Source organism: Cupriavidus sp. D384 (assembly GCF_001652915.1).
Lineage (GTDB): Bacteria > Pseudomonadota > Gammaproteobacteria > Burkholderiales > Burkholderiaceae > Cupriavidus.
In genome coordinates this window covers 60,176-82,279 of the sequence record NZ_BBQI01000064.1, presented here as the reverse complement: position 1 = coordinate 82,279, position 22,104 = coordinate 60,176, and the positions used below count along the sequence as shown (strand labels likewise).

17 protein-coding genes and 1 pseudogene are annotated in these 22,104 nt (G+C 67.6%); 9 read left to right on the top strand and 9 right to left on the bottom strand.

Going from position 1 to position 22,104, the window contains the following annotated elements:
- Positions 1 to 161 precede the first annotated feature (161 nt).
- Positions 162 to 2,873 (top strand): LuxR C-terminal-related transcriptional regulator, encoded by a 2,712-nt coding sequence (locus A9J21_RS15195; RefSeq protein WP_231906933.1) that lies wholly within the window; start codon positions 162 to 164, stop codon positions 2,871 to 2,873.
- Between the two features lie 62 nt (positions 2,874 to 2,935).
- Here the strand turns inward: A9J21_RS15195 and A9J21_RS15190 are convergent, their stop codons facing one another.
- The 6 genes from A9J21_RS15190 to A9J21_RS15165 are packed head-to-tail and all read right to left on the bottom strand — an operon-like array spanning position 2,936 to position 8,633.
- Positions 2,936 to 4,084 carry an acyl-CoA dehydrogenase family protein gene (locus A9J21_RS15190; protein ID WP_066736991.1) on the bottom strand — a complete coding sequence of 383 codons (1,149 nt, stop codon included), beginning with the start codon at positions 4,082 to 4,084 and terminating at the stop codon, positions 2,936 to 2,938.
- Between the two features lie 28 nt (positions 4,085 to 4,112).
- Positions 4,113 to 4,943, bottom strand: a complete 831-nt coding sequence (locus A9J21_RS15185) for an SDR family NAD(P)-dependent oxidoreductase (protein ID WP_066736989.1) — start codon at positions 4,941 to 4,943, stop codon at positions 4,113 to 4,115.
- 19 nt (positions 4,944 to 4,962) lie between these two features.
- Positions 4,963 to 5,379, bottom strand: coding sequence for a MaoC family dehydratase (locus A9J21_RS15180; protein WP_066736988.1), 417 nt, complete (start codon positions 5,377 to 5,379; stop codon positions 4,963 to 4,965).
- Entirely contained in the window at positions 5,376 to 5,831 is a 456-nt protein-coding gene (locus A9J21_RS15175; RefSeq protein WP_066736987.1) for a MaoC family dehydratase N-terminal domain-containing protein, read from the bottom strand. Before A9J21_RS15175 ends, A9J21_RS15180 begins: the two co-directional genes overlap by 4 nt.
- Positions 5,832 to 5,842: 11 nt before the next feature.
- On the bottom strand, positions 5,843 to 7,027 hold the full coding sequence (locus tag A9J21_RS15170) for a lipid-transfer protein (RefSeq protein WP_066736986.1): 1,185 nt from the start codon (positions 7,025 to 7,027) through the stop codon (positions 5,843 to 5,845).
- Between the two features lie 46 nt (positions 7,028 to 7,073).
- Positions 7,074 to 8,633, bottom strand: coding sequence for a long-chain-fatty-acid--CoA ligase (locus A9J21_RS15165; RefSeq protein WP_066736985.1), 1,560 nt, complete (start codon positions 8,631 to 8,633; stop codon positions 7,074 to 7,076).
- Positions 8,634 to 8,840: 207 nt separating this feature from the next.
- Between A9J21_RS15165 and A9J21_RS15160 the strand changes: the two genes are divergently transcribed.
- The 4 genes from A9J21_RS15160 to A9J21_RS15145 all read left to right on the top strand — a co-directional run bounded on the left by A9J21_RS15160 (position 8,841) and on the right by A9J21_RS15145 (position 13,863).
- Entirely contained in the window at positions 8,841 to 10,046 is a 1,206-nt protein-coding gene (locus A9J21_RS15160) for a CaiB/BaiF CoA-transferase family protein (RefSeq protein ID WP_066736984.1), read from the top strand.
- A 24-nt stretch (positions 10,047 to 10,070) separates the two neighbouring features.
- A complete protein-coding gene (locus A9J21_RS15155; RefSeq protein ID WP_066736982.1) occupies positions 10,071 to 11,057 on the top strand; it encodes a tripartite tricarboxylate transporter substrate binding protein in 987 nt (328 codons plus the stop codon).
- Positions 11,058 to 11,204: 147 nt separating this feature from the next.
- Positions 11,205 to 12,167 (top strand): tripartite tricarboxylate transporter substrate binding protein, encoded by a 963-nt coding sequence (locus A9J21_RS15150; RefSeq protein WP_066736981.1) that lies wholly within the window; start codon positions 11,205 to 11,207, stop codon positions 12,165 to 12,167.
- Positions 12,168 to 12,330: 163 nt separating this feature from the next.
- Positions 12,331 to 13,863 carry a class I adenylate-forming enzyme family protein gene (locus A9J21_RS15145; protein ID WP_066736980.1) on the top strand — a complete coding sequence of 511 codons (1,533 nt, stop codon included), beginning with the start codon at positions 12,331 to 12,333 and terminating at the stop codon, positions 13,861 to 13,863.
- A 26-nt stretch (positions 13,864 to 13,889) separates the two neighbouring features.
- Here the strand turns inward: A9J21_RS15145 and A9J21_RS15140 are convergent.
- A pseudogene (locus A9J21_RS15140) lies at positions 13,890 to 14,793 on the bottom strand (LysR substrate-binding domain-containing protein).
- A 172-nt stretch (positions 14,794 to 14,965) separates the two neighbouring features.
- On the opposite strand from A9J21_RS15140, the gene A9J21_RS15135 reads away from it, so the two are divergent.
- Entirely contained in the window at positions 14,966 to 15,760 is a 795-nt protein-coding gene (locus A9J21_RS15135; RefSeq protein WP_066736976.1) for an enoyl-CoA hydratase/isomerase family protein, read from the top strand.
- Positions 15,761 to 15,846: 86 nt separating this feature from the next.
- On the opposite strand, the gene A9J21_RS15130 is transcribed toward A9J21_RS15135, so the two are convergent.
- Both A9J21_RS15130 and A9J21_RS15125 read right to left on the bottom strand, forming a co-directional pair.
- Positions 15,847 to 16,830: a tripartite tricarboxylate transporter substrate binding protein gene (locus A9J21_RS15130; RefSeq protein ID WP_231906932.1), complete on the bottom strand. Its 984-nt coding sequence runs from the start codon at positions 16,828 to 16,830 to the stop codon at positions 15,847 to 15,849.
- Positions 16,827 to 18,356, bottom strand: a complete 1,530-nt coding sequence (locus tag A9J21_RS15125; protein ID WP_066736973.1) for a class I adenylate-forming enzyme family protein — start codon at positions 18,354 to 18,356, stop codon at positions 16,827 to 16,829. Before A9J21_RS15125 ends, A9J21_RS15130 begins: the two co-directional genes overlap by 4 nt.
- Positions 18,357 to 18,583: 227 nt before the next feature.
- On the opposite strand from A9J21_RS15125, the gene A9J21_RS15120 reads away from it, so the two are divergent.
- From A9J21_RS15120 to A9J21_RS15110, 3 genes are read left to right on the top strand one after another with little or no spacing between them, the layout of a single operon-like run.
- Positions 18,584 to 19,777 carry an acyl-CoA dehydrogenase family protein gene (locus A9J21_RS15120; protein ID WP_066736971.1) on the top strand — a complete coding sequence of 398 codons (1,194 nt, stop codon included), beginning with the start codon at positions 18,584 to 18,586 and terminating at the stop codon, positions 19,775 to 19,777.
- Between the two features lie 16 nt (positions 19,778 to 19,793).
- A complete protein-coding gene (locus tag A9J21_RS15115) occupies positions 19,794 to 20,909 on the top strand; it encodes an acyl-CoA dehydrogenase family protein (protein ID WP_066736969.1) in 1,116 nt (371 codons plus the stop codon).
- A 27-nt stretch (positions 20,910 to 20,936) separates the two neighbouring features.
- Positions 20,937 to 22,103, top strand: coding sequence for a thiolase domain-containing protein (locus tag A9J21_RS15110; protein WP_066736965.1), 1,167 nt, complete (start codon positions 20,937 to 20,939; stop codon positions 22,101 to 22,103).
- The last annotated feature ends 1 nt before the right edge of the window (position 22,104 follow it).

Sequence of the window (22,104 nt, the reverse complement as noted above, 5' to 3'; positions counted from 1 at the left end):
CTAACCGGGGGCGGGCCCGGGTATCCATGCGCGCGAAACCCATGTAACAATCGCGTCCACAAGAACATCGATCCAGGAGACTTTCCGCCATGCAGCCCAGCCCGCCGGGTGCGCGGCGGCACGACGCCGATGGCACAGCGAGGCCACAGGCGATGCCGACGATGCCGACGATTGTTGCGTCGAAACTGGTGCCACCGGCCTGTGCCGATTCCCATCTGGCACGTCCGCACCTTGTGGAAAGCATGCTGGCCGCGCACAGCGCGCGGCTGCTGCTGATCCGTGCGCCGGCCGGCTTCGGCAAGACAACGCTGATGCAGCAATACGTGGCCGCGCGGCAGGCGCTGGGGCACACCACGGCATGGCTGCGGCTGGACGCCGCCGACAACGACCTGCCGCGCTTTCTGGGGCATCTTGGCGCTGGCCTGCGCGCGCTGGAGCCCGACAACGGGCAGGCGCCCGCCTCGGCCGAACGACTGGCGGCCAGCGTGATCGCCACCGTGGCTTCGCAGAAGACGCCGTTCGCGATCCTGCTGGACGATTTCGAGACGATCCAGAGCGAACCGGTGCTGAACTTCGTGCAGCTCCTGCTGGAATCGCTGCCGCCCATCGGCACGCTGGTGGTGGCGTCGCGCACAACCCCGGCGCTGGGCCTTGGCCGCATCCGCGCGCGCGGCCACCTGCTCGAACTGCAGCCCGGCGCCCTGCGGTTCACCTTGCCCGAGGCCACGGTATTCATCCGCGAGAAATGCGGAATCCCGCTGGGCGATGCCGAAATCTCCAGGCTGCACCGCTACACCGAGGGCTGGGCCACGGCGATTTTCCTCGCCACGTTGTCGCTGCGGCAGCGCACCGACTACGGCCGCTTTGTCTCGTCGTTCTCGGGATCGAACACCGAACTGGCCGAGTATCTTGCCGAGGACATCCTCGGCGGGCAAAGCGCGGCGGTGCGCAGCTTCCTGCTGGAAACCAGCATCCTGTCGCAGCTGTCGGCGCCGCTCTGCGATGCGATCCTGGGACGCGCCGACAGCCAGGCCATGCTGTCCACGCTGGAGCGCAACAACCTGTTCCTGTTCCCGCTCAACGGCGAGCACGACGAATACCGCTACCACAGCCTGTTTGCCAGCTTCCTGCAGCATCGGCTGCACACGCTTGACCCCGCACGTGAAACCGCGCTGCATGCCGCGGCGGCGCGCTGGTATCTGGCAGCCGACCGGCCCGTCCCCGCCATCGATCATCTGCTGCGCGCGGGCCTGCACGGCGAAGCCATCGAACTGATGGCCCTGCACGCCGACGCACTGCTCAACAACGGGCGTGTCCGGTTGCTGTCCCGCTGGTTCGACCTGGTGCGCGACAAGCTGCGTACCGCCGACCCGCGCGTCCGCATCAGCGCGGCATGGGCCCTGCTGCTGAACCGCCGCTTCGACGAAGCCATGTCCACGGTCCAGCAGATCGCCGACGACACCGTTGCCGATGCGGCACGCGAGGCGGTGCTGCTGCAGGCCGAGACGCTGCGCTGCGTGCTGTTCGCGATGACCGACCAGATCGATGCCTGCCGCCGCACCGGCCTGCCCCTGCTCGACCGCCTGCCGCCCGACGACTCATTCCAGTACTGGATGCTGACCAACTCGGTGGCGTACGGCCTGGTGTCCGGGCGCCGGCACGACGAGGCCCGCCAGGTGCTGGCCCATGCGGGCGCCAGTGGGAGGCCCGGGCCGGCCCCGGGCGCCGCGTTGCTGCGCAGCGTGGCCGATTGCCTGGAGAGCATCATCGACCTGATCCACGGCAGGCTTGGCCGCTCGATGGCCCGGCTGCGCACCGCCCAGCAGGCATGGCACGAGCGTCCCGATGCGGTCACCGGTGGCCGCGCCGCGGCCGGCGTGATCCTGGGCCTGCTGCTCTATGAATCGGACCAGATCGACGAAGCCGCGCGCTTTGTGAACGACACGCTGCCGTTCGCCAAGATGACGGGCCCCGTCGACTCGATGACGACCTGCCATATCCTCAGTGCCCGGATTGCCCTGGTGCGCGGCGACCGCGACCTCTGGCACCGCCGCCTGCACGAGCTTGATGAACTGGGACGCCAGGTGCAGTCGCAACGCGCGCTGTGCTCGGCATGGCTCGAACGTGCACGCGTGGCGACGCTCGACGGCGCGCTCGATGCCGCCGCTCAGTCGCTGGATGCCGCGCAGGCGCACGGCGCCTGGGAAGCGCTCGACGACGCCGGCTACGGCAATGAAGTGGACACCCCGTCGGTGGCGCGCTGGCGGCTCGACATCGCCCGTGGCGCTGATCAGGCGCTGTGCGATGCCCTGGCGGTCGCCATTGCCGCCGCCACGGCGCAGCAGCGCCACTGGCGCCTGATCAAGTTGCGGCTGCTGCATGCGATGGCGCTCGATGCCGTGGGCGACGAACGGGCCGCCTTCGTTGCACTGACCGCCGCACTACGCCTTGCCAGCCACGAAGGACTGATCCGCACGTTCGTCGACGAAGGCGACAGGCTGGCCCGCCTGCTGCAGCGCTGGATGGCAGCGCAACGCAATCATGCGGTGTCCGGCGTGGCCGCGACGTTCGTGCCGGCGCTGCTGGCGCGCATGGGGATGCCGGAAATCACTGCCGCGCCCGTGCCATCGGCATCGCCATCGCCGGCAGAAAGCCCGGTGGCACCGGACTCAGGCCTGGACGCCCTGACGGCCCGCGAACTCGATGTCCTGCGGATGCTCTCGCTGGGCCACCGCAATCGCGCGATTGCCGAGAAGCTCTTCGTTTCGGAACTGACCGTGAAGTCGCACCTGCGCCGCATCAGCGCCAAGCTTGGCGCGCAAAGCCGCACCGAGGTGGTAGCCATTGCGAGGGCGAGAGGGTTGCTGGATTGATTGCTGAATGGGCTCCCCTCTCCCATGCGTGGGAGAGGGGAGAAAAAACCCCGGGGGTAGATCTACAACGTCCGCGCGATCAGTTCCTTCATGATCTCGTTCGATCCGCCGTAGATCTTGCCCACGCGCGCGTTGACGTAGAGCCGGGCGATCGGATACTCGGCCATGTAGCCGTAGCCGCCGTGCAGCTGCAGGCATTCGTCGATGATCTCGCAGCTCTTCTGCGTGCACCACCACTTCGCCATGGCAGCCGTCTCGGGTGTCAGCTCGCCGCGCAGCACCTTGCCCATGCAGTCGTCGACAAAGGCACGCGCCACCGTTGCGTGCGTCTTGCACTCGGCCAGCTTGAAGCGCGTATTCTGCATCTCAAGCAGCGGAGCCCCGAAGACCTGGCGGTCGCGCACATAGGCCACCGTGGTTTCCAGTGCGCGCTCCATCGACCCCAGCGCGCCCAGTGCGATGATCATGCGCTCCTGCGGCAGCTGCTGCATCAACTGGTAGAAGCCGCGCCCCTCCTCGTCGCCCAGCAGGTTTTCGCAGGGCACGCGAACGTTGTCGAAGAACAGCTCGGCGGTGTCCTGCCCTTTCTGGCCGATCTTCTCCAGCACGCGGCCGCGCCGGAAATCCTCCAGGCCGGCCGTCTCCAGCACCACGATCGACACGCCCTTGGCGCCCTTGTCCGGATCGGTCTTGACCACCACCAGGATCAGGTCGGCCAGCAGGCCGTTCGAGATAAACGTCTTCGAACCGTTGATGACGTAGTGCGCGCCATCGCGCACCGCCCGCGTCTTGACGCTCTTCAGATCGGATCCCGCGCCGGGCTCTGACATCGCAATCGCACCAACCATCCCGCCGGTCGCCATCTTCGGCAGCCACCGCTGCCTCTGGGCCTCGGAACCATAGCGCAGGATGTAGTGCGCCACGATGGCGCTGTGCACATTGGTGCCCAGGCTGGTTGCCATGGCGCGCGCCTGTTCGTAGGCAATGATCGCCTCGTGCGCGAAAGACCCGCCCCCGCCGCCATAGGCTTCGGGGATGCTGGCGCAAAGCATGCCAACCTCGCCCGCCTTGCGCCAGGTCTCGCGGTCCACATGCTGCTGCTTCCACCAGCGCTCTTCGTGCGGCACGAGTTCGCGCTCGATGAACTTGCGGATCGCATCCTGGAATATCGAAAGATCGTCCGTGATCCACGGGCTCTGGGGGCTAGGCATGGCAGTGCTCCTTTGCGTTGCGCGCGGTTCAGGGACGTCCGCCGCCCACCACCAGCACCTGGCCGCTGATGTAGTTCGACTCCGGAATGCACAGCAGGTAGACCGCACCGGCAGCCTCGGCTGGCGTGCCACCACGCCCCACCGGGATCATCGCCTCGACGTTCTTCATGAGCTGGGCATTGACCCCCACCTTGATCTCCTTGCCCGCGATATCGATCGTCGCGCTGTTGCCGTCGCCGGCCACGGCTTCGGTCAGGCGCGTCTTGATCAGGCCAAAGGCCACGCTGTTGACGTTGACCTTGTAGCGCCCCCACTCCTTGGCCAGCGCGCGGGTCAGCCCGTTGATGGCGGCCTTGGCGGCCGAATAGTTGGCCTGCCCGGCGTTGCCCATCACGCCCGATACCGACGAGATATTGACCACCTTGCGGAAGATCTCCTGGCCGGCTTCGGCCTCGGCCCTGGCGGTCTCCTTGAAATGATCGGCGGCGGCGCGCAGGATGCGGAAGGGCGCCGTCACGTGCACGTCCATGATCGACGACCACTGTTCGTCGCTCATCTTCTGGATCACGTTGTCCCACGTATAGCCGGCGTTGTTGACGATGATGTCGAGCGCGCCGAACGACTGCAGCGCCGTCTGCACGAAGCGCTGGCCGAAATCGGCCTCGGTGACGCTGCCCGTGCAGGCCACGGCCCGTCCGCCAGCCGCCACGATCTCGCGCACCACGGCATTCGCCGGCTCGGCGTCGAGGTCATTGACCACCACGGCGGCGCCCTCGCCCGCCAGCTTCAACGCGATCTCGCGGCCAATGCCACGGCCCGAACCCGAAACGATGGCAACCTTGCCATTGAGCTTGCTCATTGTGCTGTCTCCTTGATATTCAGCGGTCGGGCGCGATCAGCGCCTCGCCCGTCAATTTGATTTCGCCCTGCTGGTTGCGCGTGGACAGCGCGATGCGCACCGTCCCCGCCGCCTCGTCCTTCTCCGTGACCACGCCCGTGCACGACACCGCGTCGCCCACGTGCGTGATGGCCGCAAAACGCACCGAGAATTCGCGGATCGCGTGCTGCGGCGCCCAGTTGGTCAGCAGGCGGCCCAGATAGGCCATCGACAGCATCCCGTGCGCAAATACGTCCGGCATGCCGGCGCGCCTGGCGAAGTCGGTGTCGACGTGAATCGGGTTGTGGTCGCCGGATGCCCCGGCATAGAGCGCCAGCGTGAGCCGGCTCAGCGGCTCGGCGGTGAACGGCGGCAGCGTGCTGCCCACTTCCAGCGCCTCGAATCGAACCGGGTTCATGCTGTCTCCTGGCTGTTGCGCACCACCACCACGCTGCGCAGGTCTGCCACGGCGGCGCCGTCGGCATCGGTCACGCGGGTCTCGCGCACCACAAAGCCCAGTGCGCCACCCTTCTTCTCGTAGATGTCGGCGATGCGCATCTCGAAGTGCAGCCGCTCGCCGGCAAACGCCATGCGGTGATAGCGGAAGGCCTGTTCGCCATGCAGGACGCGGCCGATATCGATGCCAAGCAGGTCCAGCGTGGCGCGCGGGTTCGGCGCCTCCATTTCCAGGCAGAACAGGAAGGTCGGGGGCACCGGCAGGCCCGGATACCCTGCCGCCCTGGCCGCTTCGGCATCGGTGTAGCGCGCATCTGCCTGGCCCGTGGCCTTGGCGAAGAAGCGCAGGCGTCCAGCCTCCGCCTCCGCCACGTGACGCGACACCACCGTGCCGATATGTTTCGTGTCCAGCATCGGCGCGCTCCTTACTGGCGTTCGTACAGCGTCACCACGCAGGCGCCGCCGAGCCCCAGGTTGTGCTGCAGCGCCAGCCGTGCGCCCGGCACCTGCCGGTCCTGGGCCTGGCCGCGCAGCTGCCAGACCAGCTCGGCGCATTGCGCCAGGCCGGTGGCGCCAAGCGGATGCCCCTTCGACAGCAGGCCGCCGGACGGATTGGTCACCACGCGGCCGCCGTATGTGTTGTCGCCGTCGATGATGAATTTCTCGGCAGTGCCTTCGGGAGTCAGGCCAAGCCCTTCGTAGGTGATCAGTTCGTTGGCGGTGAAGCAGTCGTGAAGCTCCACCACGTTGATATCGGTGGGCGCCACGCCGGCGGCCTCGTAGACCGCCTGCGCCGCCGCACGGGTCATGTCGTAGCCCACCACCTTGCGCATGTCGCCTTCGTCGAACGTGCTGTTGCGGTCGGTGGTCATCGACTGGGCGCGGATTGCCACACGCGTGTCCAGGCCGTGCCGCCTGGCGAACTCGTCCGAACACAGGATTGCCGCCGCCGCACCGCAGGTCGGCGGGCAGCACTGCAGCCGCGTCAGCGGATCGAACACGGCGGGCGACGCCATCACTTCTTCCAGCGTGACCGTGTTCCGGAACACCGCAAACGGATTGCGCGCGGCGTGCTGGCGCGCCTTGACCGAGATCCGGCCGAACGTGTCGGGCCGGATGTCGTACTCCTTGATGTAGTCGCGGCCCGCGCCGCCAAAGAACTGGGCGGCACGCGGCGCGGCTTCGTCAAAGCCCTGGATGGCCTGCATCGCGTCGACGAACCGCGCCATCGGCGAGGGCCGATCCGTATAGGCGCCCTTCAGCGCGCCGGGCACCATCTGCTCGAAGCCCACCGCGATGGCGCACTCGATCGCGCCGCTGGCTACGGCCTGGCGCGCCAGGAACAGCGCCGTCGACCCGGTGGCGCAGTTGTTGTTGACGTTGATGACCGGAATGCCGGACAACCCCACGCCATAGATGGCCGCCTGTCCGGCCGTGGAGTCACCGTACACGTAGCCCACGTAGGCCTGCTCCACCAGCGCATAGTCGACGCGGGCATCGGCCAGCGCGGCGCGGGCGGCGTTGGCGCCCATGACCGGATAGTCATCGCTGGCACCGGGCTTGGTGAACGGAATCATGCCGACACCTGCAACCAACACTTTCCTGCTCATGATCGTTTCCTTGAAGATAGGGGACGTTGGGAATTGGGGACCCGGTTCAGCTCACCTGGCGGGCCTGGCCGCGCCAGTACTGCTCGCGCAGATCGCGCTTGAGGATCTTTCCGGCGGCCGATAGCGGCAGCGCGGGCCGGAATTCGAAACTCTTGGGGCACTTGTAGCTGGCCAGCGCGGCGCGGCAGTGCTCGCGCAACACCACGTCGGTAGGCGACATGCCGGCGCGCGGCACCACCACGGCGTGCACGGCCTCGCCCCAGCGCTCGTCGGGGATACCGATCACGGCGCAACTCGCCACCTGCGGGTGCAGCGACAGCACGCTCTCCACCTCGGCCGAGTACACGTTCTCGCCGCCGGTGACGATCATGTCCTTGAGCCGGTCGACGATGAACAGGTAGCCGTTGTCGTCCATGTAGCCACCGTCGCCGGTATGAAGCCAGCCGTCGCGCAGCGCCTGCGCGGTCTCCTGCGGACGATTCCAGTAGCCGCGCGTGATATTGGCGCCGCGCACGATGATCTCGCCCACCGTATTGCGCGGCACCTCGTTGCCCTGCGGATCGACGATGCGCATCGTCACGCCAAAGCTGGCGCGGCCGGCCGAACGGTACAGGCCGCTGGCACGGCCCGCCGGCCCATGGTTATCGGGCGGATTGACGCTGATGACCGGCGACGCCTCGGTCATGCCGTAGGCGTGATAGAACGCGATGTCCGGCATGGCGGCCAGCGCACGGTCCAGCACGCCGGCGGCAATCGGCGAGGCACCGTAGTAGATGCGCTGCAGGCTCGACAGGTCGTGATCGCCAAACGACGGATCGTCGAGCACGGCCTGCAGCATCGTCGGCACCATCATCAGTTCCTCGATGCGCGCCTGCTCGATGGTATGCAGTACAGCTGCCGGTACAAAGCCGGGATGAATCACCTGCACGTCTCCGGCCACGATATGACCGACGGCCCGCGCCATCGCGGCGGTGTGGAACAGCGGCGCCACGTGCAGCGACACGAACGTACCGTGGCCGGCGCGAAACTCGGCCATGCGCGAGACCGCCGACGCCCACAGGTTCAGGTGCGACTGCATCACGCCCTTGGGCTTGCCGGTGGTGCCGCCCGTGTACATGATGGTCGCCAGGTCCTCGCCACCGCGGAACACATCGGGCACCGGTACTGATCCGGCAATCAGCGCCTCGTAGTCGAGCATGCCGTCGGGCGCCTCGTGCTCGCCGGCATAGATCACGCGCGGCGGCCGTCTGGCCGTGGTCAGGATGCCCGCCACCATTGGCACGAACTGGTCGTCGACGATCAGGATGCCGGTATCGCAATCGTCGAGCGAATAGACGATCTCGGGCACGCTCCAGCGGATATTGACCGGATTCAGCACGCCGCCGCCCCACCACACGGCCAGCATGTATTCGATATAGCGATCCGAGTTCAGTGCCAGCATGCCAACCCGGTCGCCCGGCGCCATGCCCTGCGCCTGCAGCGCCCCGGCCAGCCGGGCCACGCGGTCATGCAAGGCCCGGAACGTGCGGGTGCGGCCGCCAAAGACGGTGGCACGGCTGTCCGGCGTCTGCTGCATGCAGCGATGCAGCCCCTGCGTCAGATACATGTCTCGTCTCCTTGATGTGATGCGAACGCCAGGTACGTGGCCTGGTGCGATGTGATGGGAGTCGACTGTACGGACGGCCCGGCGCGGTGTCGTGCTCCGAACGAACCAATTTGCATGCTGCAGTGCGATTGGTCCGAACGGACCAAGACAGCTTCCGCCCCCCGATGAAAGAATCGGCCCGACTTCGACATCACGGGCGAGACTGGCATGGCTGGACCGTTGGCAGGACTGAAGATTCTTGACTTTTCGACGCTGCTGCCGGGGCCGTTCGCCACGCTGGCGCTGGCCGACCTGGGCGCCGACGTGATCCGCATCGAGGCGCCCACGCGCGCCGATCCCGTGCGGCGGCTGACGCCGCAGCGCCATGGCGTGTCGGCCGTGCACGCCTGGCTCAATCGCAACAAGCGCTCGTTGGCGCTGGATCTCAAGCAGCCCGATGCCATCGGGATCGTGCACCGGCTGCTGCGCACGCATGACGTCGTGGTCGAGCAGTTCCGGCCCGGCGTGATGGCCCGCCTGGGCCTGGGCTATGACCAGCTGCGCGCCATCAACCCGGCGCTGATCTACTGCTCCATTACCGGCTACGGCCAGGACGGCCCCTACCGCGACCGCGCCGGCCACGACATCAACTACCTGGCCCTTGCCGGTGCGGCCAGCTACAACGGCCACGACAATCCTGCCCCGCTGGGCATCCAGGTGGCCGATATCGCAGGCGGCAGCCTGCACGCCACGGTGGCAATCCTGGCAGCGCTGGCGCACCGCCACCGCACCGGTGAAGGCCAGCACGTGGACGTCAGCATGACCGATGCTGCCTTCAGCCTGAACGCCATGTCTGGCGCGGCTTACCTGGCCGGCGGCCGCGCGCCGCGCCCGGGGTCCGAGCGGCTCAACGGCGGCTGCTTCTATGACTACTACGCCACGGCCGATGGGCGGCATTTCTCGGTTGGCAGCCTAGAACCGCAGTTCCTGCAGCGCTTCTGCGATGCGATGGGGCACCCGGAGTGGCTTGCGCTGGCGCAGTCAGACATGCCGCGCCTGAAGCGCGAGATCGCCAGCGCGTTCGGCAGCCAGCCTTTCGCGTACTGGTGCGCGCGGTTTGCCGACGTGGACTGCTGCGTCGAGCCCGTGCTCACGCTGGAGGAATCGGCCTGCCATCCGCAGTTGCGTGCACGCCGCATGGTGGTCGATGTCCCCGTGGCCGGCACGGCTATGACGGCAGACACGGCGGATGCCGACACGCTGCCCCAGATTGCCCATCCCGTGCGCTATTCGGCAACCCCGCCGGTGTACCGGCACGCCGGAGAGACGCTGGGCCGACAAAGCCGCGACATCCTGGCCGAGCTGGGCTATGGCGATAGCGATGTGGCGGCATTGGCCTCCGCCGGCGTGATCGCGCCGGGCGAGGCCTCATAAAGAGACCAGACCAAGGAGACTGACATGCAGCACAGCAGGAGACACTGGCTTTGCCAGGCCGCGGCATTGGGTGGCGCGGCGGCGCTGGCAAGCTGGCCCACGCGGGGCGACAGCGGCTATCCCGGCCGGCCGTTGCGGCTGGTCGTGCCCTATCCGGCGGGCGGCGGCACCGACACCATCGCGCGCCTCATCGGGCAGCAGCTGGCGCAGGCCTGGAAGCAGCCCGTGGTGGTCGACAACAAGCCGGGCGCCAGCGGCATCCTGGGCAACGATATCGTCGCCAAGGCGGCCCCCGACGGCTATACGCTGCTGCTGGCGATCACCGCGATGATCCAGTCTCCGAGCCTGTACCGGAAGATGCCCTACAACGTGGAGCGCGACTTCCTGCCCGTGTCGCTGGTGGCGCGGTCGTCAGACCTGTTCGTGGTGCCGTCGCGCGTGCCGGCCCGGACACTGGCCGAATTCATCGCCCTGGCAAAGGCCAGCCCGGGCAAGCTGAGCTACGGGTCATACGGCAATGGCACGTCGTCGCACCTGCATGGCGAGCAATTCAAGATCCAGGCCGGCATCGATATCGTGCACATCCCCTACAAGGGCGCGGCGCCGCTGGTCAGCGACATCCTCGGCGGCCAGGTGGATTCCGCGTTTGTCGATGTCACGTCGGCCAACAGCTACCTGACTGGCGGCAAGTTCCGCGTGCTGGGCATCACGGGCACGCAGCGGCACGCGGCCCTGCCTGCGGTACCCACGTTCTCCGAGGCCGGCCTGAGCGGATTCGAGCCCAATGGCTGGTTCGGCATCTTCCTGCCCGCCGGCACGCCACGCCCGATTGCCGACCGCCTGGCCGCCGAGATCGGACGCATCGTGAAGCAGCCCGAGGTGTCGCAGCGGCTGACGGCCATGGGCCTGCAGCCGGTGGCCTCCAGCCCGGCCGAGCTGGCGACGGTGGTCAGCAACGACACCCCGAAATGGGCGGAGATCGTGCGCACGGCACGCATCCAGCTCGACTGAAGGCGACGCCACCGGCGCGCGGGGGCGGGCCGGCGGCCCGCTATCGGATCAACAAAGGCCACCTTCAACAAATGCAAATTGCCTGACCGGCGGCCGTGACGCAAAGTCTCCCCAACAAACAGCCTGATACAGAAACAGGAGGAGACGATGCTGCGAATCATGCTTGCTGGCGCGGTACTGGCGCTGGCCCACGGGGCGGCCCTGGCCGACACCTATCCCTCGCGCCCGGTGCGCCTGCTGGTGGGCTATGCGCCGGGCGGCCCGGTCGATACCGCCGCGCGCATCTATGCCGACTACATGGGCCGGGTGCTCAAGCAGCCGGTCATCGTGGACAACCGCGCCGGTGCCAGCGGCGCCATCGCGGCCGGCATGACCACCAGCGCCAAGCCGGACGGCTACACGCTCTACTTCGTGGCAAGCCCCACGATGACCATGACGCCGCTGATCCAGAAATCGGTCAGCTTCAAGCCGGCGCAGGACTTCACCTATGTGGGCCTGATCACCGACTACACCAACGTCCTGCTGATCAACAAGGACTTCCCGGCCAAGAACGTCGACGAACTGGTGTCGTACGCGCGCAAGCATCCGGGCGACGTCAGCTTCGGCTCCGCCGGCATCGGGGCGTCGAACCACCTGTCTGCCGAACTGCTGGCGCAGATGACCGGCGTGAAGATGCTGCATGTGCCGTACAAGGGCAACGCCCCGGCCATGGCCGACGTCATCAGCGGCAAGGTCACGTTCATGTTCGATATCACCGGCACGGCCATCGGCCATATCCAGGGCGGCAAGGTGCGCGCGCTGGCCGTCACGTCGAAGACCCGCAACGCGGCGCTGCCGAACGTGCCCACGCTGGTCGAATCCGGGCTCAAGCAATATGACCTGACCGGCTGGTACGGCCTGGTCGGCCCGCTCGGCATGCCGGCCGATGTCACCGGCCGGCTGGTCAAGGCACAACAGACCGTGGGCCAGGACCCGGCGTTCCGCGCCCGCATGGCCGAAGGCGGCTACGACCTCAACGTCACCGGCCCGGCGCCGCTGCAGGACCGCATCAAGAAGGAACTGGCGCTGTGGGGCAACGTGGTCAAGACGGCCAATATCGAGGTGGAATAAGCCGGACGGCCCGGGCGGTACCGTTCCGCCCGGGCGAAGTACCGCTTTCCCGATGACGAATTGCGCGGCCTCCGGGCTGCCCATACACTGCGACGAGCCGGCCTGCGCGTGACTGCGGGGCCGGCGCCACTCCGACATCCATTTTGCAAAGGACTTGAGCGAGATGCCGCAGGACCGAGCCATCGCGAATCGCATCAGCGACATTCCCCGCCACTGGGCTGCCCACGCGCCCGGGCATGTGGCCGTGCATGAAGGCGAGCGCACGGTGAGCTTTGCGCAACTCTGGGAAGGCGTCGGGCTGGCGCGGCAGTACCTGGAAGCCCAGGGCGTCGGCACCGGCGACCGCGTCATGATTACCGGCGAGAACTGCCTGGCCGTCATCACACTGGTCTTTGCGCTGTCAGAACTCGGCGCCTGGCCAGTGGTGACCAACGCCCGGCTGACGGCCCGCGAGATCGAGGAAATCCGCGCGCACTGCACGCCCCGGCTGATGCTGTTCACCCACGCGGCGTCTCCCGACGCCCTGCGCCACGGCCTGCGCTACCGCGCCCGCGAGATCGCCCCGCCCGGGCTGGGGCCGTTGATGGCCGCCGATGTGGACGAACGCAGCGAGCGCGAGCCGCAGGCGCTGGCGCACGAGGTGGCGGCGCTGATCTACACGTCGGGCACCACGGGCCAGCCCAAGGGCGTGATGGTCACCCATCGCGGCCTGCTGCACTACGCGCGGGTCACGGCCGACACGCGCAAGATCGGCCCCGGCGACTGCGCCTATGCCGTGATGCCGATGTCCCATATCTTCGGCCTCGCCACGCTGCTGCTGGCGACCTTCCAGGGCGGCGGCAGCCTGTACCTGGTGGCCCGCTTCAACGTCACCGATGCCTGTGCCGCGCTGCAGCGCGAGGCGATTTCGATCCTGCAGGGCGTGCCGGCCATGTTCAGCCGCATCCTGGCCCACCTGCAGAAGCAGGGCATCGCCACGCTGCACCCCTCGCGCCTGCGCTATCTCTATACCGGCGGCGGCCCGCTGGAGCCGACGCTCAAGCGCAACGTCGAAGCCGTATTCGGCCAGCCGCTGCATCATGGCTATGGCATGACCGAATACGCAGGCTCGCTGTTCATCACCCGCATGGACCGCCCGCGCAGCGACTGCTCGGCCGGCGAGATTGTCGAAGGTGCCGAACTGCGGATCGTGGGCGCCCACGGCGAGACGGTGTCGCCGGGCACGGCTGGCGAGCTATGGGTGAAAGGGCCCGGCGTCATGCGTGGCTACTATCGCGATCCGGCGCAGACGGCGGAAGCCTTGCGCCCGGAAGGCTGGCTCAACACGGGCGATATCGGCCGCCTGGGGCCCGACGGCGCGCTGTATATCGTCGGGCGCACGCGCGACCTCATCATCCGCTCGGGCTTCAGCGTCTATCCGATCGAGGTGGAATCGGTCATCAACACGCATCCGGCGGTGCGGCTGTCCGCCGTGGTCGGCAGGCCGGCGGCCGATGGCAACGAGGAGATTGTGGCGTTCGTGGAGCTTCGTGAAGGCGAGACCTTCGATGCGGCCGAATTGCACGCCTATCTCGCCGAGCGGCTGTCGCCGTACAAGCGCCCCGCGCAGATCGTGCGGGTGCCAGCCATTCCCACCACCGCCAGCGGCAAGCTGCACAAGCACCAGTTGCGCGGCATCGTCGCGGAGATGGCCTAGCCCTCCGTACGCAGGGCCCGGCCCTTTCAGGCCGGGTTGCCCGTGCCGTCTTCCACCAGCAGGTCCACCAGCTTGCGTGCGAAGACCGGCAGCGCATCCAGGTCTGCCACGCAGATCTGGAGCTTGCGCTCGGCCCAGTCGTCCTCGATCTGCACGATATTGAGCGCCATGGTCTGGGCGTGGCGGCGCGCGGTGCTCTCCGGCAGCACGCCGATGCCGACGTTGGCCTCGATCATGCGCCCTGCCGTCTCGAAATTGCTGACCTGGATGCGCCAGTGCAACTGGCGCTGCAGGTCCGAGGCGGCGCGCTTCAGGAAGTTGTGGATCGCGCTTTCCTCGGGCAGGCCGATGAAATCGTAGTCGAGCGTCTCGACAAACCGTACGCGCTTGCGCTGGGCCAGCGGGTGGCTCAGCGCCGTGGCCAGCACCAGGCGGTCCAGCCGGTACGGCATCACTTCAAGCCCTTCCATGTTGACGCCGCTGGCGGCAATGCCGATATCGACCATGCCTTCCTGCACGGCCCGCACGATGTCCGGGCTGAGCCGCTCGCGGATATCGACGGTCACGTCGGGATGATTGACCAGGTACGTACGCAGCACCCCCGGCAGGAATTCGCTCATGGCGGTGGTGTTGGCGAACACGCGCACGTGCCCCTTGATGCCTGACGCGTACTCCTGCAGGTCGCCGCTCAGCTGCTCGATCTGCCGCAGCACGCGGCGCGCGTGGGCCAGCAGCGTCTCGCCGGCCGGCGTCACCTTGACGCCCTGGCTGCTGCGGCTCAGCAGCTTCACCCCCAACCTGCTCTTCCAGGTTCTTGATGCGCGTGCTGGCCGCCGGCAGCGACAGGTGGCAACGTTCTGCACCGCGGGTCAGGCTGCTGGCTTCCGCAATATGCGTGAAGAGATTCAGATCGACCAGATCGAAGCGCATGTCGTTGTCTCCAGGGTAGCCAGCGATTATCGCCCGAACGCCGGCATTTTTTCCATTCTCGCAATTACGGAGAAGCCTTCACTGCCGGCGAATGCCGGATTCAAAACATGCAAATAGCCGGGGGGCCGCACATCGGTCAAGCTTTGCCATCGAACCCTCACGGAGACACCCGATGGCAGAAGAACAGACCCTGCTGGTTGACATCGCGGACGGCATTGCCACGCTGACGCTGAACCGCCCCCAGTTCAAGAATGCCCTGAACGGCCCGATGCGCGACGCCCTGCGCGAAGCCGTGCAGCAGATCCGTGCCGACCGCACCGTACGCGCCGTGGTGCTGCGCGGGGCAGGCACCGACTTCTGCTCCGGCGGCGATATCCGCGCGATGAATGTCACCGCCGCCGACGCCGGCCGCAACCGCATGGACGACCTGCACGGCTGGATTGCCCTGCTGGTCGACCTGGACCGCCCGGTGGTGGCAGCCGTCGATGGCGTGGCATACGGCGCCGGCTTCAGCCTGGCATTGCTGGCCGATTTCATCGTGGCATCGCCGCGCGCACGCTTCTGCATGCCGTTCATGAAGGTCGGGCTGGTCCCCGATTGCGGCGCGCTGTACACGCTGCCGCGCGTGGTCGGCATGGCGCGCGCCCGCGATCTGGTCTTCAGCGCACGCGAAGTCGGGGCGGAAGAGGCGAAGCAGATCGGCGCGGTGTTCGAGATCGTGGCGCAGGACCAGCTTCACGCCCGCGCCGACCAGATCGCGCGCGGCCTGGCCGGTGCTTCGCCAACGGCGTTTGCGCTGACCAAGCGGGCGCTGAACCAATCGAACGGCGCCGATGTGCGCGCCATGCTGGAACTGGAATCGCTTGGGCAGGGCATCGCCTTCACCACCGACTACCACCACGAGGCCGTACGCCGCTTCAAGGAAAAGGAGCCGCCGCTGTTCCAGTGGCCAACTTCGGCAGGCTGAGGATTGCCACCCTCTCCCGCCCGATGGTTTGCGCCCCTCGCCCACTTCATGGGAGAGGGGAGCGCATAGCCAGCCACTTCGCCATCTCAGCCCGCCGTGATCCCCGCCGTCTGGATCACCTTGCGCCATTTCTCGATTTCGCTGCGCAGCCGCTGGCGCATCTGCTCCTGCGTGCCGGCATCCGCCTCGGCGCCGGCCTGCAGCAGCCGTTGCCTGACGCCCGCGTCCTTCATGGCGACGTTGAAGTCGGCATTGATCTTGTCGAGGATCGGCTTCGGCGTCTGGGCCGGCGCGAACAGTGCCGCCCAGGAATAGGCCTCGTAGCCGGGCAGCCCCGATTCTGCGACGGTCGGCACGTCGGGCAGCATGCCCGAGCGCTGGCGGCTGGCTACGCCCAGCACCTTGATACGTCCCGACTTGATATGTTGCAGCGCGGTCGGCGCATCGCTGAACATCAGCTGGACCTGCCCACCCAGCAGGTCGTTCATGGCCGGGCCGCTGCCCTTGTACGGCACGTGCTGCAGCTTGGTGCCCGCTTCCATGTTGAACAGTTCGCCCGCCAGGTGCGTGCCGCCGCCGTTGCCGGACGAACCGTAGGCCAGCGTGTGGCCGCTCCTGGCGTAGGCAATCAGCTCCTTGATATTGCTGGCTGGCACCGACGGATGCGCGACGACGAACACCGGGAACATCGCCGCGAAGCTGACCGGCGCGAAGTCCTTCTCGATGTCGTAGGGCAGCTTGCCCATCAGCGACGGATTGACCGCGTGATGGATCGACCCCAGGAACAGCGTATAGCCGTCGGGCACCTCCTTGGCAGCAATGGTGGCGCCGATGGTGCCGCCCGCGCCAGCGCGGTTGTCGATGACGACCGGATACTTCCAGATCTCGCCCAGCTTCTGGCTGAAGATGCGCGCCGTGCTGTCCACCGGACCGCCAGGCGGAAATGGCACGATCAGGCGCACGGGCTTGGCCGGCCACGTTTGCGCGGCGAACGACGCAAACGGATGCGCCACGGCGCCGAACAGGCCGGCGGCCAACAGGCGCCTGCGCATGGCGGACGATGGGTTCATGCTGGGTCTCCTTGGGTCGACATCGAACCGGCCTGCTCCTGCAGCACGCGCTTGAGGATCTTGCCGTTGTTATTGGTGGGCAGCTCGGCCAGCGCCACGATGCGGGCCGGTCGCTTGTACGGGGCCAGGCGGCTGTGCAGGTGGCTGCGCAGCGCCTCCGGTTCCAGCGCAGCGCCGGGGCGCAGTTCCACGAAGGCAACGATTTCCTCGTTGCCGTCGCCTTCGGCAACGCCGACCACGGCCGAACGCTGGATGCTTGGATGGGTATTGAGCGCGGTCTCCACTTCGGCCGGATAGACGTTGAAGCCCGAGCGGATGATCATTTCCTTGAGACGGCCCACCACGAACAGTGCGCCATCGGCGTGCATCTCGCCAAGGTCGCCGCTGGCGTACCAGCCGCCCTCGCGCATCACCGCCGCCGTGGCCGCCGCATCGCGGAAGTAGCCCGGCATCAGCCCCCTGCCCCGCAGCCACAGTTCGCCGCGCTGGCCCAGCGGCAGCGGCTGGCCGGTTACGGCATCGGTCACCTGCACCTCGGCCTCTGCCACGGCGTAGCCGGCGCTGGTGTCGGGCCGCTGCTCGCCCAGGCGCGTCACATGGACCGATCCGGCGTATTCGGACAACCCGTAGCCATGATGCAGCGTCAGCCCGAACGTGGATTCCACGCGCGTTTTCAGCGACAGGTCGAGCGGCCCGGCGCCGGTGTAGAGGTAGCGCAGCGCCGGGGCCACCGGCGCCGCAATGCCTTGTTCCTGCAGATAGGCCAGCAACCGCGAGAACAGCGTGGGCGGCCCCTGCAACTGCGACACGCCGTGATGGGCCAGCGCGTCGAGCAGATCGGCGGGATCGAACTGGGGCCGCATTACCAGCTGGGCGCCAGCCAGCAGCGAACTGAGCAGCACCGTGCCCAGGCCGAAGATATGGGTCATCGGCACAAAGGCATAGCTGCGGTCGGCCGGACCCAGCGCGCGGGCCTCGCGCGTCACTCGCGCGAAGTGGATCAGCGCGTCGTGCGTCAGCATCACGCCCTTGGGCTCGCCCGTGGTGCCCGATGTGAAGATCAGGGCGGCCACCTGGTCGCGCAGCGGCGCCGGCTCCGGCATGGCATCGGTGCGCACGGCCGAGCGATGCATGCCCGACAACGCCGATGGCGCGGCCCCGAAACGGCCGGCGTGCCCGGCGGCGGCACGCGACGCCGCGGCGGTAAAGTACACCAGCCGGGCATCGGCCCGGGCGGCAAAGGCATCGATCTCCCCGGCGGCCATGCGCGCGTTCACGCCGCACGACCAGGCCCCCACGCGGCTGCAGGCCAGGATCAGCGCGGCGTGCTCGGGGCAATTCTCGGCCACCACCATCACGCGGTCGCCGGGCCGCACGTCCAGCTCGCGCAGCTCTGACTCGGCGGTGTCCGTCAGCGCGCCCAGGTCGGCAAAGCTCAGGCTGCGGCCGTCCGGCAGGTGGAGAAACGGTTGATCGGGGGCCTCGGCCAACCAATGGTCAAGCAGCTCATGAATCCGGGTGGTCACGCTAGCCGTCCTTTTGCGTCAATGCGATGAAGAGGTCCGCGCAGCATGGCGCCAAAGCCTGGCAGGCGCCATTCGTAAATCACAAGGGCCGGCTTCGCTGGCCTGAAACCGCGCTGCGCCAATGCGGGCGCCCGCGCATTCCGGTATCCGGAAGGCTGGATTCGGCAATCTCGAACCAGCGTGGCGTACACGCCCATAGAATCGTTTTCACTGACCGGAGACAGTTCATGGACCTGCGTTTCACAAGAGAAGAAGAAGCCTTCCGCGAGGAAGTCGGCGCCTTTGTGCGGGCCAGCCTGCCCGCCGATATCCGCGACAAGGTGCTGGGCCATCGCCGCGTGGAGAAGGACGACTATGTGCGCTGGCACCGCATCCTGCACGCCCGGGGCTGGGGCGCGCCGACCTGGCCCACCGAGTGGGGCGGCACCGGCTGGAATGCGCTGCAGCGCCTGATATTCGAGATCGAGACCTTCCGCGCCGGCGCGCCGCGCATGCTGCCGTTCGGGCTGACGATGATCGGCCCCGTGCTGATGAAGTACGCCAGCGCCGCGCACAAGGCCCGCTTCCTGCCACGCATTCCGACCGTGGAAGACTTCTGGTGCCAGGGGTATTCCGAGCCCGGCGCCGGCTCCGACCTGGCGTCGCTACGGACGCGCGCGGTGCGCAAGGGCGACAAGTACATCGTCAACGGCCAGAAGACCTGGACCACGATGGCGCACTTTGCCGACTGGATCTTCTGCCTTGTCCGCACGGACACCGAGGCCAAGCCGCAGGAAGGCATCTCGATGCTGCTGATCGACATGAAGTCGCCCGGCGTGACGGTGCGGCCGATCAAGACGCTGGACGGCGGCCACGACGTGAACGAGACCTGGTTCGAGGACGTCGAGGTACCGGTGGAAAACCTGCTGGGCGAGGAAAACAAGGGCTGGACCTACGCCAAGTACCTGCTTGGGCACGAGCGCACCGGCATCGCCGGCATTGGGCACTGCTATCGCGAATTGCGCCAGCTGCGGCACTACGCGGCCGAAACCACCGACGGCCGCGGCCGCCCGCTGATCGAGGACGTGCGCATGCGCGACAGGATCGCCCGCGTGGAGATGGACCTGCTGGCGCTGGAAATGCTGCTGCTGCGCGTGGCAACCCAGGCAGCCGGCACGCCGGGCCCCGAGGCGTCGATCGTCAAGATTCGCGGCTCCGAGCTGCAGCAGGACATCGCCATGCTGCAGATGGAAGTGGCGGGCCCGAACGGCTGGCCGTACTCGCCGGACTGGATGGAGCCGGGCGCACCGCAGCCCGTGAGCGGCCCCGACTGGGCCGCCCCGGCGGCATCAACCTATTACGACATGCGCAAGACCACGATCTACGGCGGTTCGACCGAGGTCCAGAAAAACATCATCTCGAAGATGATCATCGGTTTCTAAGCAGGGGACGACAGGCATGGATTTCACCTACAGCGAAGAACAGCAGATGCTGGCCGACAGCCTGCGCCGCTTTGTCGCATCCGAGTATTCGTTCGATCATCGCCGCCGCAATGCGCGCGAGCATGGCGGCTTCGACCGCGCCACGTGGTCGCAGCTGGCCGACATGGGCGTGCTGGGCCTGACGGTGCCGGCCGACCACGGCGGCTTTGGCGAAGGCCCCGCGAGCCAGGTGGTGGTGCAGCGCGAACTCGGGCGCGGGCTGGTGCAGGAGCCCGTGATTCCGGCAGCCATCGCTGCGGCGATCCTGGCGCACCATGCGCCGGCAGCGCAACAGGCCGAATGGCTGCCCGCCATCGCCGATGGCAGCAAGGTCGTGGCGCTGGCCTACCTGGAGCCCGCCACGCGCTACCGGCTGGACGCGGCCCAGACCGTGGCGCAACAGCGCGAGCCGAACGGCTATGTGCTGCGCGGCACGAAATCGGTGGTGTGGCATGGCGGTGCCGCCGACACCTGCCTGGTCTCGGCGAAGCTCGATGGCAAGCTGGCGCTGTTCCTGGTCGATCGCGACGCCCCGGGGCTGACCGTGACCGCCTACCCCACCATCGACCGCCTGTCCGGCGCCGACCTGCAGCTTGCCGACGTGCCGGCCGCGCTGGTGACCGTCGACGGGCTGGAGGCGCTGGAACTTGGCATCGACCACGGTATTGCCGCGCAATGTGCGGCGGCAGCCGGCGCGATGGAGCGGCTCATAGAGATCACCGCCGAATACCTGGGCGCGCGCAAGCAGTTCGGCAAGCCGCTGGCATCGTTCCAGGCGCTGCAGCACCGCATGGCGGACATGCTGCTGCAGAAGGAGCTGGCCCTGTCGATGGCCTATGTGGCCGCGCAGGGGCTGGATGCCACCGATGCGGACGAGCGCCGCCGCAAGGTATCGGCCGCCAAGGTCGTCACCGCGCGGGCGGCCCGCTTTGTCGGCCAGCAGGCCGTGCAACTGCATGGCGGCATGGGCATGACCGACGAACTCGAAGTTGGCGACTATTTCAAGGCGCTTGCGATGACCGATGTGCTGCTCGGCGATACCGACCTGCACATGGAGCGCTACAGCGCCAGCATGGCCGCCATCGCGGCCTGACACGAACACCAGACGGAAGACACACCGATGACAATCAATGGCAAGGCATACATCGTCGGGGCCTACGAGCACCCGACCCGCAAGGCACCGGACAAGACCGTGCCGCAACTGCACGCCGAGAGCGCGCGGGGCGCGCTGGAAGACGCAGGCCTGACGCTGGCCGACGTGGACGGCTACTTCTGCGCCGGCGACGCGCCCGGCCTGGGCATGGTCAACATGGTCGACTACCTGGGCCTGAACGCGCGCCACGTGGATTCCAGCGAAATGGGCGGTTCGTCCTATATCGCCCATGTCTCGCACGCGGCGCAGGCGATTGCCGCCGGCAAGTGCAACGTGGCCCTGATCACGCTGGCCGGACGCCCGCGCTCCGAAGGCTCCAGCGGCACGCAGGCCCGCAACTGGGGGGCCAACCTGCCCGACCAGCCGTTCGAGGCGCCGTTCAGCCCGGTCACCGTCAACCTGTACGCGATGGTGGCGCAGCGCCACATGTACGAATTCGGCACCACCCCCGAGCAGCTTGCCTGGATCAAGGTGGCCGCCTCGCATCACGCGCAGCACAACCCGAACGCGATGCTGCGCGAACTGGTGACCGTCGAGGACGTGCTGAATTCGCCGATGATTTCCGATCCGCTGCACCGGCTGGACTGCTGCGTGGTGTCGGACGGCGGCGGCGCGCTGGTGGTGGCGCGGCCCGAGATCGCGGCGAAGCTGAACCGGCCCAAGATCAAGGTGCTGGGCGCTGGCGAGCACGTCAAGGGCCTGCTGGGCGGGCAGGTGGACCTGTCGTGGTCGGCCGCGCGCGTTTCGGGCGCGGCGGCCTTTGCCGAAGCTGGCGTCACGCCGTCGGATATCCAGTACGCGTCGATCTACGACAGCTTCACCATCACCGTGCTGATGCAGCTGGAAGACCTGGGCTTCTGCAAGAAGGGCGAAGGCGGCCGGTTCGTGATGGACGGCAACCTGATTTCTGGGGTGGGCAAGCTGCCGATCAATACCGATGGCGGCGGCCTGTGCAACAACCATCCGGCCAATCGCGGCGGCATCACCAAGGTGATCGAGGCCGTGCGCCAGTTGCGCGGCGAGGCCAATCCGGCCGTGCAGGTCAAGAATTGCCAGCTCGCGCTGGCCCAGGGGACCGGCGGCTACATGGGATCGCGCCATGGCTCGGCCACCCTGATCCTGGAACGCGAATAAG